At 78.1% G+C, this 13,436-nt stretch carries 9 protein-coding genes and 1 pseudogene; 8 read left to right on the forward strand and 2 right to left on the reverse strand.

The window, feature by feature from the left end; translation table 11 throughout:
* Positions 1-94: 94 nt before the first annotated feature.
* Positions 95-1,525 (forward strand): type VII secretion protein EccB, encoded by a 1,431-nt coding sequence (gene eccB / locus KPL59_RS22040; RefSeq protein WP_226361840.1) that lies wholly within the window; start codon positions 95-97, stop codon positions 1,523-1,525.
* A 179-nt stretch (positions 1,526-1,704) separates the two neighbouring features.
* Here the strand turns inward: eccB and mycP are convergent, their stop codons facing one another.
* Both mycP and eccD read right to left on the reverse strand, forming a co-directional pair.
* The gene (mycP, locus tag KPL59_RS22045; RefSeq protein ID WP_226361841.1) at positions 1,705-3,108 is read right to left on the reverse strand and encodes a type VII secretion-associated serine protease mycosin; all 1,404 of its coding nucleotides are present in this window, start codon (positions 3,106-3,108) and stop codon (positions 1,705-1,707) included.
* Positions 3,105-4,499: a type VII secretion integral membrane protein EccD gene (gene eccD / locus KPL59_RS22050; RefSeq protein WP_226361842.1), complete on the reverse strand. Its 1,395-nt coding sequence runs from the start codon at positions 4,497-4,499 to the stop codon at positions 3,105-3,107. Before eccD ends, mycP begins: the two co-directional genes overlap by 4 nt.
* A 118-nt stretch (positions 4,500-4,617) precedes the next feature.
* Here eccD and eccCa point away from each other — a divergent pair.
* The 7 genes and pseudogenes from eccCa to glmM all read left to right on the forward strand — a co-directional run bounded on the left by eccCa (position 4,618) and on the right by glmM (position 13,324).
* A pseudogene (gene eccCa, locus KPL59_RS22055) lies at positions 4,618-8,483 on the forward strand (type VII secretion protein EccCa).
* A complete protein-coding gene (locus KPL59_RS37090; RefSeq protein WP_226361843.1) occupies positions 8,480-9,937 on the forward strand; it encodes a type VII secretion-associated protein in 1,458 nt (485 codons plus the stop codon). The pseudogene eccCa and the gene KPL59_RS37090 overlap by 4 nt, the downstream one beginning before the upstream one ends.
* Before the next feature lie 156 nt (positions 9,938-10,093).
* Positions 10,094-10,396 carry a WXG100 family type VII secretion target gene (locus KPL59_RS22065; protein WP_226351467.1) on the forward strand — a complete coding sequence of 101 codons (303 nt, stop codon included), beginning with the start codon at positions 10,094-10,096 and terminating at the stop codon, positions 10,394-10,396.
* A 14-nt stretch (positions 10,397-10,410) separates the two neighbouring features.
* Positions 10,411-10,701 (forward strand): WXG100 family type VII secretion target, encoded by a 291-nt coding sequence (locus tag KPL59_RS22070; RefSeq protein WP_226361844.1) that lies wholly within the window; start codon positions 10,411-10,413, stop codon positions 10,699-10,701.
* 234 nt (positions 10,702-10,935) lie between these two features.
* The gene (rplM, locus tag KPL59_RS22075) at positions 10,936-11,379 is read left to right on the forward strand and encodes a 50S ribosomal protein L13 (RefSeq protein WP_020622762.1); all 444 of its coding nucleotides are present in this window, start codon (positions 10,936-10,938) and stop codon (positions 11,377-11,379) included.
* Positions 11,380-11,408: 29 nt separating this feature from the next.
* Positions 11,409-11,975, forward strand: a complete 567-nt coding sequence (gene rpsI, locus KPL59_RS22080) for a 30S ribosomal protein S9 (protein ID WP_043277021.1) — start codon at positions 11,409-11,411, stop codon at positions 11,973-11,975.
* An 11-nt stretch (positions 11,976-11,986) separates the two neighbouring features.
* Complete coding sequence (gene glmM / locus KPL59_RS22085) at positions 11,987-13,324, forward strand: phosphoglucosamine mutase (RefSeq protein WP_075310174.1); 1,338 nt, start codon at positions 11,987-11,989, stop codon at positions 13,322-13,324.
* Positions 13,325-13,436: the final 112 nt, after the last annotated feature.

Genomic DNA, 13,436 nt, shown 5'->3' on the forward strand with positions numbered 1-13,436 from the left:
GGCCCGGGCCGCGCGCAGCGGTCAGGTGGCGTACTTCTACGCAGCGTCCGCGGATAGGGTCCGGTCGGGCCGCGGCGGTCCTACCGTCCGTGCGGTGCGCACCGATTCCGCCCCCGCGCGCGTGCAGCGCGCCCCGGCGACCCGCGACCAGGTCGACGCCCACCGCTTCGGTGTGCGCCGGATGGAGGCCGCCCTGGTGCGCGCGGACCCGGTGCCGCGGCACGAACAGATCCGGTCCCAGCATCGCGCGGTGTTCGCCGGGGTGCTGGTCGGGCTGCTCGCGCTCGGGGTGGCGGCGTTGCTGGCCCGGGTCGACCCGGCCACCGACTGGCGTTCCCGGGCGCTGGTGCAGGGGGAGCGCAGCGGTGTGCTCTACGCCGTGGTCCGTGCCCCCGACCGGTCCGAGCTGCTCGTGCCGGTGCCCGACCCGGTCGCCGGGCGGCTGGTCCTGGCCGCGCACGGACGCGACGACGGCGCCAACGCCGTGCCCGTCCCGGTGCCCGACGACGCGCTGGCCGCGGCGCCGCGCACCGCACCCGCCGCGGTGCCCGGCACCGTCGGCGTCCCGCTCGACGGGGTCCCGGTCCCGCCCGCGTGGGCGGTCTGCGACACCCGCGGTGAGGGCACCGGCACCGGCACCACGACGGTGCTGGCGGGGTCGCTCGACCCCGCGCCGGCCGGTCCGGAACCGGTCGTCCTGCTGACCGCCGAGGGCAGCGCCACCTACCTCGTCCACGACGGCGCCCGGCACCGGCTCGACCCAGCCGACCGGAACGCCCTCGACGGCCTCGGCCTGCTCGGCGCGCCCGTCCGCCGGGTCGGCGACGGCCTGCTCTCCGCGATCCCGGAGGGCGCGCCGCTGCAGGTGCCCACGCCGGAGCCGACTCCCGTCGCGGGGCTGGGGCGGAGCGGGGAGGTCGTGCGCAGCCAGTCGCTCGGCGCCGGGTCGACGTACTTCCTGGTGGTCGACGGCGGGCTCGCCCGGATCCCGGTCACCCTCGCCGACGCAGTCCGCTCCCGGACCGGGCAGGCCGAGCCGGCGACGCTGCCGCCCGGCCTGGTCGACGACGTCCCGCAGACCCGGGTGCCCGGTGCCGAGGCGTGGCCCGCCGCCCGGGCCGAGGTGTCCGCCGTGACCGAGGTGCCGCCGGTGTTGTGCGGGACCTGGCGGGAGGGGCGGCGCGCACTCGTCGCGGGGACCGAGGAGCCGGTCGCGCCCGGCGCGGTCCGGGTGCGCCTGGCCGGTGCCGACGACGCTGGGCCCGCCCTCGACACCGTGGTGCTGCCGGTGACCGGTCCGGGGCCGCTGCGGACCGGGCCTGCCGACACCGGCGACGGCGACGGCGGGACGCGCCTGCTGCTCGCCGCCTCCGGCGCGGTGCACGGCGTCGCGGACGCCGAGACCGGGCGGGCGCTGGGGATCGGGGTGGCGGGGGACGCTCCGGCGGAGATGGTGCGGCTGCTGCCGCGGGCGGGCGTGCTGAGCGTCGCGGCCGCGAGGGAGGTGGCGGACCTGCCGGGCTGACCGTGCGCCGCCGCGCACGGATCGGCCCCCATACAGGTCGGCCCCCACACGGATCGGCCCCCACACGGGTCGGCCCCACAGGGGGGCGGCCGCGCACGGGGGCGGCGGCGACACCGGCGGGCTGCGGGCGGCTGCTGGGCGAGCGGCTGTGCAGGGCAAGGAGTGTCGGAGGCCGGAGGTCAGGGGCGCCGGGGGCGGCGCCGCAGCCCCGCCAGCGCCGCGACGAGCGCCCCGCCGACCGCCGCGACCGCCCCGACCCCGGCCACCGCCGGCAGGTCCGGCGGCGGGGTCGTCGCGAGCGGCAGCGGCGCCCGTCCCGCCCCGGGTGAGCCGGCGCGGTCGCCGGGACCGGCGGGACCGTCCGGGGTCAGGAGCAGCGGCTCGGCGGTCAGCGCGGCCCCGGGGTCGAGCACGCCGTGGCCGGTGCGGCCGTCGCCCGCGGTGGGGCGGGCCGTGGCACGCAACCGGTCGGCGACCTGGCGCGGGGTGAGCATCGGGAACCGCTCGCGCAGCAGCGCCGCGGTCCCCGCGACCAGCGGTGCCGAGTACGACGTCCCGCGGACCACCGCGCCGTCCGGTCCGGACGGGCGGGGCAGGTCCTGGCCCGGGGCGGCGAGGTCCACCCAGGGACCGGGCACGGAGAAGTCGCCGGGGACGTCGTCGCCGTCGACCGCCCCGACGGCGAGGACCGAGTCGTAGGACGCGGGCAGCGGCCGCAGGTCCGGGTCGCCGGTGCAGGTGCCCGCCTCGTCGATGTTCCCGGCGGCGGCGACGACCAGCACCCCGGCCCGCTCGGCGTCGTCGACGGCCTCGCGCAGTGCGCCCCCCGCGGAGTCGACCTGCGCGGACGGCACGCACACCACCTCGGACACGTTGACGACGCTCGCACCGAGTGCGACGGCCCGGTCGATCGCCGCGGCCAGGGTGCGGATCTCGCCGGCGGGTCGCTCGGCGCCGGCGGTGCCGCGCACGGCGAACCGCCCAGAGGACTGGCGCAGCGACAGGATCCGCGCGCCGGGTGCCATGCCCGCGCCGAGCCCGGTGACCGGGTCGGCGGCCCCGGCGAGGAGCAGCGCGACGTCGGAGCCGTGGCCGTCGCAGTCGGTGAGACCGTCGCCGCCGGTGAGGTAGTCCCCGCCGCCGACGAGCCGTCCGGCCAGCCGGGGCAGCGGTGCGACCCCGGTGTCGACGACGGCGACGAGCTGCCCCGCGCCGGTCGCGAGCCCCGGTGGCGGCTGCGGGACCGCACCGCGGGCGGCGCCCGGGCCGTCGTCGCCGGGCGGGGTGCAGGCGCGGGTCTGCCGCAACCCGTCGGCCGGTCCCGGCGGCCCGGGATCGGCCGCCGCGACGGCCGGCCGCGTCCACACCCCTTCGCCTGCTCCCACACCTGCTGCGCGGGGTGTGGCGACCCCACAGGGGGTGTGGACGGCGCAGGACATGGCGGGGGCGACGGGACCGGGCGTCGGGGGCGGGGTGGGCAGCGCGAGGACCGACGCGGCCAGCAGCGGCACCGCCAGCAGCGGCGCGATCCGCGGTGCTGCCGTCGGTGGGGCGGCAGTGGGGTGCCGGGCCGGTCCGGTCACAGGGTGCGGACCAGGGAGAACAGGCCCATCGCGGCCAGCGCGGCGGGCACGGCGGCGGCGGTGAGGACGAGCTCGCACACGTCGAGCGCCCGGCGGGCCGGCGGCGACGGCGTTGCCCGTGCCGCCGCGGCCCCCAGCCCGACGGCGAGCAGCAGCCCGGCCGCCACGGCGAGCCGCGGCGCGGGGTCCAGCGCGAGCGCCGCCGGGACGGCGGCGGTGGCGACCGCGACCACCGCGGACCCGGTCAGGATGCGGGCCGGCGCGGGCTCGACGAGCGCACGGGCCCGCAGGAGCAGCACCGCCGCCGTCACCACCAGCAGCAGGCCACCGGTCCAGCCCCCCGTCGCGGCGACGGCGCCCGCCCCGGCGGCGACGACCGCGGTGCCGGCCAGCGTCCCGGTGTGCAGCCCGCGGGCCAGCCCGGCCCGGGCGGTCAGCTCCGCGCCGGGCAGCACCTGCTCGGCGCCCGCGACGGAGTCGGCGTCGGTCGGGACGGCCGGGGCCGGGATCCCGGCCAGACGCAGCGCCAGCCGCGGCAGCAGCGGTCCGGCGGCGAGTGCCGGGGCCGCGAGACCGGCGGCGACGGCCGTCACCGGGGCCTCCAGCAGGAGCCGGGCCAGCGCCGCCACGGCGGTCCCGGACGCGGCCAGGGCCACCGCGAGCAGGACCGGGGACACCGCCCGGGCGATCGCCTGGCCCGCGGCGGCGGCCAGTCCGGCCCCGGCCGCGGCGAGCAGCAGCGCTCCCGCCCCGGCCGGTCCGGGCAGCGCGGTGAGCCCGGCCGTCGCCGCGGCGGGAACCGCGCAGAGTGCGGCGGCGGTCGTGAGCCGGTCGTCGTAGCGGCCGCGGTGGGCGACCATCAGCGCACCGACGGCGCCCGCGGCGGCGAGTGCGCACGCCCACGGCCGCCACGGTCCGTCCACGGTGGACAGCACGGCGCCCGCGGCGGCCGTCGCCAGGGCCGCCGCGGCGGTGCCGGACCAGCGCGCCGTCCCGGCGGCGTCGGCCGCCTCGCGCACCGCGCCGGCGACGGTCTCGGCGGCGTCGTCGAGGACGGGCGGCGCGGGTGCCGGGCGCGGCGGGCCCAGGTGCAGCAGCTCGCCCTCGCGGCCGCCGAGCTCGTCGAGGGTGGCGGCCGCGGGCAGCGGTCCGCCCGCGGGCCCGGTGAACCGCCACGCCTGCGGGATGTCCGCGGTGGCGCGGCCCAGCAGCTCACGCACCATCGGGACCAGCTCGGCGACGGCGACGTCGGCGGGCAGCGCCACGTCGAGGCGCCCGCGTGGGGTGTGCACCCCGACCCGGGTCCAACGGCCGGGCACGGGCCCGGCCGTGTCGGCGGACGTCGCGTCGCCGGGGTCGGTCGCGGCCGGTACGGGCAGGACGGAGGTCACGAGCGGCTCCCTGACGGATCTCTCCGAACGGCCCCGGCGGGCCCGGGGCGGCTGCGAGTATCCGACGGCCGCGGTGCCGCCGTGGGCGTTCGGGAGAACCGTGAACGGGAGGCAGGCGATGGCGGGAACCGTCGGGATGCGACGTCCGCGGCGCTCGGTGCCCGAGCTGCCCGGCGGCGAGCTGGTGCTCGAACCGCCGCCCGAGCCGGAGCGCCCGGTCCCCGGCGGCCTCGTGCAACGGCTGCTGCCGCTGGCGATGGTCGGCGGCGCGCTGCTGTTCGTCGTGCTGGGGCGCGGGGACACGAGCACGTGGCTGTTCGGCGGGATGTTCGCGTTGTCCGCGCTGGGCATGCTGGCCGGCGGTGGCCGCGGCGCCGGAGCACGCACCGCGACGATGGACGAGGACCGCCGCGACTACCTGCGCTACCTCGACGTCCTCGGCGGGCGGGCCCGCGCGATCGCCGCCGAGCAGCGGCACGCGCTGGAGACCGTGCACCCCGACCCGGCAGCCTGGCCGGACGTGCTCGCCGCGGATCGGCTGTGGGAGCGCCGCCCCGGCGACGACGACTTCGGCCGCCTGCGGGCCGGGCGCGGCACGCAGCGGCTCGCCACCCGGCTCACCGCGCCGCACACCGGTCCGATGGAGACACTCGAACCGCTGTCCGCACTGGCGCTGCGCCGGTTCCTGCGCCGTTGGTCCACGGTGGACGATCTCCCGGTGGCCGTCGACACCCGCGCGTCGGCGACGATCTGGCTCGAGCCGGACCCGGACGCCGCACCGGTGCTCGACCTCGCCAGGGCGCTGGTCGCCCAGTACGTCACCTGGCACGGTCCCGACGACGCGCGGCTCGCCGTCGTCGCACCGGGGGGTGCGGCTGCGCGCTGGGAGTGGGCGAAGTGGCTGCCGCACGTGGCGCATCCGCGGCGCACCGACGCCGTCGGGCCGGTCCGGATGATCACCGACGACCCGGACCGGGTGCGGCGCTGGTGGGTGGACGAGCCGTCCGCGGCCCAGCAGCACCTGCTCGTCGTGCTGGACGGGGCGGCCGACACCCCCGGTGCCTGGGCCGGGCTGCCCGGCGTCACGGTGCTGCGGCTGGGGCCCGCGGGCGGGCGCAGACCCGCGGCGTCGGTGCTGCGTCTGGCCGCCGGCACCGGGCCCGACGGCGTGCGCACGCTGCGCCGCGGCGGGCCGGGCGGCCGGGAGGTCGGTGTCCCCGACGGGCTCGTCGTCGCCGAGGCACTGGCGCTGGCGCGGCGGCTCGCGCGCTACCGCCCGGACGGTACCGCCGACGTCGTCGCGTCCGGTGTGGATAGTTCGGCGGCCGGGCTGCCGTCGCTGCTCAGTCTGTCCACGACGGACCCCGGCGGCGTCGCGGTGCTGCGGTCGCGACGGGGCCCCGCGGAGCGGCTGCGGGTCCCGCTGGGCACCGACGGCGGCGGCCGACCGGTGCTGCTCGACCTCAAGGAGTCCGCACAGGGCGGTGCGGGGCCGCACGGGCTGTGCATCGGCGCGACCGGCTCCGGCAAGAGCGAGCTGCTGCGCACGCTGGTCCTCGGGCTGGTCGCGACGCACACCGCCGAGGAGCTCAACCTGGTGCTCGTCGACTTCAAGGGCGGCGCGACGTTCCTCGGGCTCGCCGGGCTGCCGCACACCTCCGCGGTGATCACCAACCTGGCCGAGGAGCTGACCCTGGTCGACCGGATGGCCGACGCGCTCGCCGGGGAGATCACCCGTCGCCAGGAGGTACTGCGCGCCGCGGGGAACCTGTCGTCGCTGGCCGAGCACGACGCGCTGCGTCGGGACGGGGCGCCGCTGGACCCGCTGCCGTCGCTGCTGGTCGTCGTCGACGAGTTCTCCGAGCTGCTCGCCCAGCGGCCGGAGATGATCGACCTGATGGTGACGATCGGCCGGCTCGGCCGTTCTCTCGGGATCCACCTGCTGCTGGCCTCGCAGCGCCTGGAGGAGGGCCGGCTGCGCGGCCTGGAGTCGCACCTGTCCTACCGGATCGCGCTGCGCACGTTTTCCGCCGCGGAGTCCCGCGCGGTGCTGGGCGTGCCCGACGCGCACCTGCTCCCGCCGACGCCCGGCGCCGCGTACCTGTCCGCGGGCACCGACGAGCTCGTGCGCTTCCGGGCCGCCTACGTCTCCGGCCCGGACACCCCGCGCCCCGCGCGCCGGCGGGCCCCGGGGGCGCCGCGGGTCGCGCTGCCGTTCCGCGCGGGCCCGGTGGCGCTGCCCGCCTCGGTGCAGCTCCCGGCGCCGGACCCCGCGCCGGCCCCCACCGGCACCGTTCTCGACCGCATCGCCGAGGCGGTGTCCGGGCCCGGCCCGCGCGCGCACCGGGTGTGGCTGCCGCCGCTCGCGGAGCCGCCGCCGCTGCCGGTGGTGCTGGGCGACCCGCTGGTCCGGACCGGGCGGGGGCTGTGCGCGCCGGGGCCGGTGGGACGGCTCGCCGCGCCGATCGGTCTGGTCGACCGGCCCTACGCCCAGCGGCGCGACCCGCTGGTGCTGGACCTGTCCGGCGCGGCCGGGCACCTCGCCGTCGTCGGGGGCCGCGGTCGGGGAAGTCGACCGCGCTGCGCACCGTCGTCACCGCGCTCGCGCTCACCCACACCCCGGCCGAGCTGGGCGTGCACGTGCTCGACCTGGGTGGCGGGACCCTGGCACCGCTGGCCGGGCTGCCGCACGTCGGGACCGTCGCCGACCGTCGCGGCACCGACCTGGTGCGTCGGGTGGTGGCCGAGACCGTCTCCGCCGTCGACGAGCGCGAGCAGCTGTTCGCCGCGCACGGCGTCGCCGGGATCGAGGAGTTCCGGGCCCGGCGCGCCGCGGGCGGCTTCGCCGAGGTGCCCGCCACCGACCTGTTGCTGGTCGTCGACGGCTACGCGGCGCTGCGCGCCGGGTTCGAGGACCTGGACGAGAAGCTGACCGCGCTCGCCGCCCGCGGGCTCGCCTACGGCGTGCACCTCGCGCTGTCCGCGGCCCGCTGGGCCGAGATCCGGCCGGCGCTCAAGGACCAGCTCGGCAGCCGCGTCGAGCTGCGGCTGGGTGACCCGTCGGACTCCGAGGTGGACCGGCGTCGTGCCGCGGCCGTGCCGGCGCTGCCCGGGCAGGGCCTGTCCGCCGACGGCGAGGCCACCGTCCTCGCCGCGCCCTGCCTGGTACCCGGCACCGACCCCGCCCGGGCGATCGACGACGCCTGGGACGGCCCGTCGGTCGGCCCGGTGCGGCTGCTGCCCGCCCGGATCGAGGTCGCCGAGCTCCCGCCCGGACCGGGCCGCGGGCCCGCGCTCGGCGTCGACGAGGACCGGCTCGCCACCGTCGAGCTCGACCCGGACGAGCCGCACCTGCTCTGCTTCGCCGACTCCGGTGGCGGCAAGACGACGCTGCTGCGGACCCTCGCCCAGGGCATCGCCGCGCGGTGGACGCCCGACCGGGCGCGGATCGTCGTCGTCGACCACCGGCGGACGCTGCTCGGCGGGATCCCGCAGAGCCACCTGCTCGCGCACACCTCCACCGCGCAGGCCACCACCGACGCCTGCGCCGAGATCGCGGGCTCCCTCGGACGGCGGCTGCCCGGTCCGGACGTCACCCCGGCCCAGCTGCGGGAACGGTCCTGGTGGAGCGGACCGGACGTGTGGCTGCTCGTCGACGACTACGACCTCGTCGTCCCCGCGGCCGGGTCGACCGGGACGCACCCGCTGCTCGCGCTCGCCGAGTACCTGCCGCAGGCCCGCGACGTCGGGCTGCACGTCGTCCTCGCGCGGCGCACCGGCGGCGCCGGGCGGGCGCTCTTCGACCCGGTCCTCGGGCGGCTGCGCGAGCTCGGCGCCCCCGGCCTGGTCGGCTCCGGCAGCCCCGACGAAGGTGCGCTGCTGGAGAAGGTCCGCCCCGGGCCGATGCCGCCCGGACGGGCCGTGCTGGTCGACCGGCGGGCCGGGGCGCGCCGGGTGCAGCTGGCCTGGACCGAGCCGGGGTGAGCGGCGTCGCGGTCGCCGTGCACGACTGCCGCGACGCGGTGCTGCTCGCCGCCGCCGACGCCGGCGGGCTGCGCCTGGTCGCCGCGGCTCCACCCGGCACACCCCCGGCGACGGCCGTCGCGGACTTCTTCGGCGACGATCCGCCCGGCGTAGTCGTCCGGGTCGGGACGACGGCGGGCGGTGCCTTCCCCGGAGGTCCGCGGGTGCTGGTGGTCCCGGCCTCGGTCGCGGTGCTCGCGGCCGAACCGGAGCTGCCGGACGGGCCGGTCCTGGTCGTCGACGACGACGGCGCGACCCTCGTGCGCGACGGGGTGCCGGAGCCGGTGGGGGAGCCGGGCACCGACCTCTCGGACCTCGCTGACCTCTCGGACCTCGCTGACCCCGGGGGTCTCGCGTCGCTCGTGCGGGCGACCGGTGCGGAGCTGGTCGTGGTCGCGGGGACGGTCGGCCCGCTCCTCGTGGCGGACGCCCCGGATCGGCGCGCCGGGTCCGGTGCCTGCCCGGACCGTCGGGGGGACGACCGTGGGCCGGGCCCCGGGACGGCCGGGTGCGCGGACGGCCGGGACCCGGCGCGGCCCGCGGATCGTGCCGGATCCCGGCTGCCCCGCCCGGTGCTGCCCTGCCCGGTGCGTGTCGCCGGGCTGCGTCCCGCCGGCGGCGAGCCCTGGGGTCCGGAGGTGGCGGCGGTGGTCGGGGCGGCCGTGCTCGGGGCCGGTGTGTCCACCGACACCGGGCCGGACACCTGGCCGGGCTCACGGCCGGTCACCGAGCCGGGCCTCGGGCCGGGCACCGAGCCCGGACCGGCCCCCGGCGGCGGCCCCGGTCCTGGCCCGGGCGCCGGGCGTACCGCCCCCTGGCCCGGTGACCCCGGCGCGGGAGCGGGCCCGGCGGAGCCGGGACCGGCCGGGGCGCCCGTCCCCGCCACCCCGCTCGCGGACGGCCCGGACCGGGCCCGGGCGGCGATCGTCGTCGCCGGGGCGCTGGGCGCGGTCCTGCTCGGCGCCGGGCTGCTCCTGGCGGGCCCGCACCCGGCGCCACCGGCCGGGGCGACGGTCGTCCAGTACGGCTACGCCGCCACCCTGCCCACCGGCTGGGAGCACACCGGCGGCGACCCGCAGCGTCGACGGGTGCTGCTCACCCCGGTCGGCGGCCCCGACGGTGCCGACCTGCTCGTGCTGGAGCGCAGCCCGCTCGGCTACGACGCCGGACGCGAGCCCGACCGTGCCCGTCGCGAGCTCGCCGCGCTGGTCGACGGGGAGGGCCCGGCGAGCGCGACGGTCGGCGGGCGGCCGGTCCTGCGGTGGAGCGAGGACCCCGGCGACGGGACCGTCGTCGACTGGCACGTCGTGTTCGACGGCTCCGACCAGCTCGTCGCCGGGTGCCGCAGGCCCGCCGCCGCCCCGGTCGCGCCCGCCTGCGTCGAGGTCGTCGCCTCGCTGCACCGGGTGCGGTGACCCGGGCGGCGTTCCCGGTCGCGAACGGTCCGCGCCGTTCGGCCACGGCGGCCCGGCCGCCCTGCCACTGTGCGCGGGCCGGGGACACCGCGTCCCCGGGCCCGGTCGCCGGACACCCGACCGGCCGGGCGACGGGACGGGGACGAGGTGGGGTCCATGGCCGACGGGTTCGGTACGACGACCGAGGAGATGGTGCGCGCGGCGGGCCAGGTGCGGGCGGTGAGCGACGCCGTCAACGGCGAGCTCGCCCGCCTGCGCAGCCAGCTGGGGCCGCTGCAGGGCCAGTGGTCCGGCAGCGCGGCGACGGCGTTCGCCCAGCTGATGGCCAAGTGGGACACCGAGGCGCGGCGGCTGAACGAGGCGCTGGGCGCGATCGGTGAGCAGCTCAGCGGCACGGCGACGACGTACCAGCAGCAGGAGGACCAGAACCGCACCGCCATCACGTCGGTGCTCGGGTGAGGGGGAGCTACACCGTGGGATCCGAGATCAAGGTCACCTTCAGCGCGCTCGAGCGGGCGTCGGCCGACACCGTCGCGACGACCGCGCGCATCAACTCCCAGCTCGAGGACCTGCGGCGCTACCTGGCGCCGATGGTCGGGGCCTGGACCGGCGACGCGGCCAGCACCTACCAGGCGTCGCAGCAGAAGTGGGACACCTCGGCGGCCGAGCTGACCACCACGCTGGGCACCATCGGGAAGCTGGTCGGCCAGGCCGGTCAGAACTACCGCGACACCGAGCAGGCGAACCGGGCCCGGTTCGCCTGACCCCCGGTCCGGGGGCCCGGACGACCCCCTTGCGTCCGCCCCCGGAACCGGCGGGTACGCTTGGCTCTCGTTGTGCAGCGGTGGAGACCCGCGGGCGCCGTCCTCCGGCGACAGCGGCGGGATCGAGCGTCCCTCCGGCGTCCACCAGCAGCACGCTGAGGAACCAGAGACTAGAGAGTGGGCCGGAACCCGTGCGGACGGCCCACCAGCCGAGAACGACGACGAGGTAGATCCGTGCCCACGTACAGCCCCAAGCCCGGCGACATCCAGCACGCCTGGCACGTGATCGACGCCGAGGACGTGCGCCTCGGTCGGCTCGCCACCCACGCTGCCACGCTGCTGCGCGGGAAGCACAAGCCGACCTACGCCCCGCACGTCGACAACGGCGACTTCGTGGTCATCGTGAACGCGGAGAAGATCTCGGTGTCCGGCAACAAGCGGGCCGACAAGTTCGTCTACCGCCACTCCGGCTTCCCGGGTGGCCTCCGCCAGCGCTCCGTCGGCGAGATGATCGACAGCCAGCCCGACCGCCTCGTCGAGAAGGCGATCAAGGGCATGCTGCCGAAGAACCGCCTCGGCCGCGCCATGGCCAAGAAGCTGAAGGTCTACGCCGGCCCGGCGCACCCGCACGAGGCCCAGAAGCCGCAGCCGTTCGAGATCAAGCAGGTCAGCCAGTGACCACCCCGAGCAACGAAGAGGGACAGCCCGTGACCAGCCCCGAGAACGGACCCGACGAGGTCGTCGACGCGGTCGAGACCGAGGGTGCGGCCGCCGAGGCGACCGAGACCGAGGCCGCCGACACCGAGGTCGCCGACGTCGACTACACCATCGGTGACGCCGCCGACTTCGACGCCGACGAGTTCGCCGCCGAGGCCCCCGTGCTGGGCGACCGCCCGGTCCAGACCGTCGGCCGCCGCAAGGAGGCCGTCGTCCGCGTCCGGCTGCTGCCGGGCACCGGCGGGTTCACCCTGAACGGCAAGCCGCTCGAGGTGTACTTCCCGAACAAGCTGCACCAGCAGATCGTGAAGGAGCCGCTGGTCCTCGTCGAGAAGACCGAGCGCTTCGACATCTTCGCCAACCTCAAGGGTGGCGGCACCGCGGGTCAGGCCGGCGCTCTGCGTCTGGCGATCGCCCGTGCGCTGGTCGAGCTGGACTCCGAGGACCGCCCGCCCCTGAAGAAGGCCGGCTGGCTGACCCGTGACGCCCGCGCCGTCGAGCGCAAGAAGTACGGCCTCAAGAAGGCCCGTAAGGCGCCCCAGTACTCCAAGCGCTGATCGCACACCGGATGCCTCGTCTCTTCGGAACCGACGGCGTCCGGGGCCTGGCCAACGGCGAACTCCTCACTCCGGAGTTCGCCGTTGGTGTCTGTGCCTCGGCCGCCCGCACGCTCTCGAACGGCTCCGGCCGCCGGCCCCTCGCGGTCGTCGGACGCGACCCCCGCGCGAGCGGCGAGATGCTCGAGGCCGCGGTCGTCGCCGGGCTCACCTCGGCCGGTGCGGACGCGATCCGGGTCGGCGTGCTGCCGACCCCGGGCGTCGCGCACCTGGTCGCCGAGACCGGCGCCGACCTCGGCGTGATGATCTCCGCGTCGCACAACCCGATGCCCGACAACGGCATCAAGCTCTTCGCCGCGGGCGGTCACAAGCTGCCCGACGACGTCGAGGACGCGATCGAGCAGCAGTTCGCCGAGGGTCTCGGTGCCCGACCGACCGGTGACGGCATCGGCCGGGTCTGGGACGCGCCGGACGCCACCGACGTCTACGTCGCGCACCTGCTGTCCGCCGCACCGGGCTCGCTGTCCGGGCTGCGCGTGGTCGTCGACTGCGCGCACGGCGCCGCGGCGCTGGCCGCGCCGGAGGCCTACCGGCAGGCGGGCGCCGACGTGATCGCGCTGCACGCCGAGCCGGACGGTCTCAACATCAACGACGGCGTCGGGTCCACCCACCTGGACCTGCTGCGGTCCGCGGTCCTGGAGCACGGCGCCGATCTCGGCATCGCCCACGACGGTGACGCCGACCGCTGCCTGGCCGTGGACGCGACCGGTGCGGTCGTCGACGGTGACCGGATCATGGCGGTGCTGGCACTCGCCATGCGCGAGGCCGGCGAGCTCGCGCACGACACGCTCGTCGCCACGGTGATGAGCAATCTGGGCCTGCACATCGCCATGCGCGAGGCCGGGATCACCCTGGACACCACCAAGGTCGGCGACCGCTACGTGCTGGAACGGCTGCGCGAGGGCGGGTTCACCCTCGGCGGCGAGCAGTCCGGGCACGTGGTGCTGCCGGGCCACGCCACGACCGGCGACGGTCTGCTCACCGCCCTGCGGCTGATGTCGCGGGTCGCGCAGACCGGCACCCCGCTGGCCGAGCTGGCCTCGGTGGTCACGGTGCTGCCGCAGGTGCTGCGCAACGTGCCCGTCGCGGACAAGGACGCGGTCGCCGCGTCGGCGGACGTGGCCGAGGCCGTCGCGAAGGCCGAGGCGGAGCTGGGCGACACCGGCCGGGTGCTGCTGCGCCCGTCGGGCACCGAGCAGCTCGTCCGCGTGATGGTCGAGGCGCCCAGCGAGGACGAGGCCGATGCCGTCGCGGGCCGGCTGGCCGAGATCGTCGCCGCCGCGCGCTGACCGACGCACGCCGATCGGGGCCGTCACCCACACCGGGTGGCGGCCCCGACGTCGTCCGTGCGGCCTGCCGCGACACCGGTTCGCGATGGCGAACCGGATCCGCGCGTCCGGG

The sequence above is a fragment of the Pseudonocardia sp. ICBG1142 genome (assembly GCF_020496255.1).
Lineage (GTDB): Bacteria > Actinomycetota > Actinomycetes > Mycobacteriales > Pseudonocardiaceae > Pseudonocardia.

What these genes read in the sequence shown, in the direction of transcription:
- KPL59_RS22065 (WP_226351467.1), top strand. Translation starts at nt 10,094, where the DNA reads ATGGCCGACGGGTTCGGTACGACGACCGAGGAGATGGTGCGCGCGGCG.
- glmM (WP_075310174.1), top strand. Translation starts at nt 11,987, where the DNA reads ATGCCTCGTCTCTTCGGAACCGACGGCGTCCGGGGCCTGGCCAACGGC.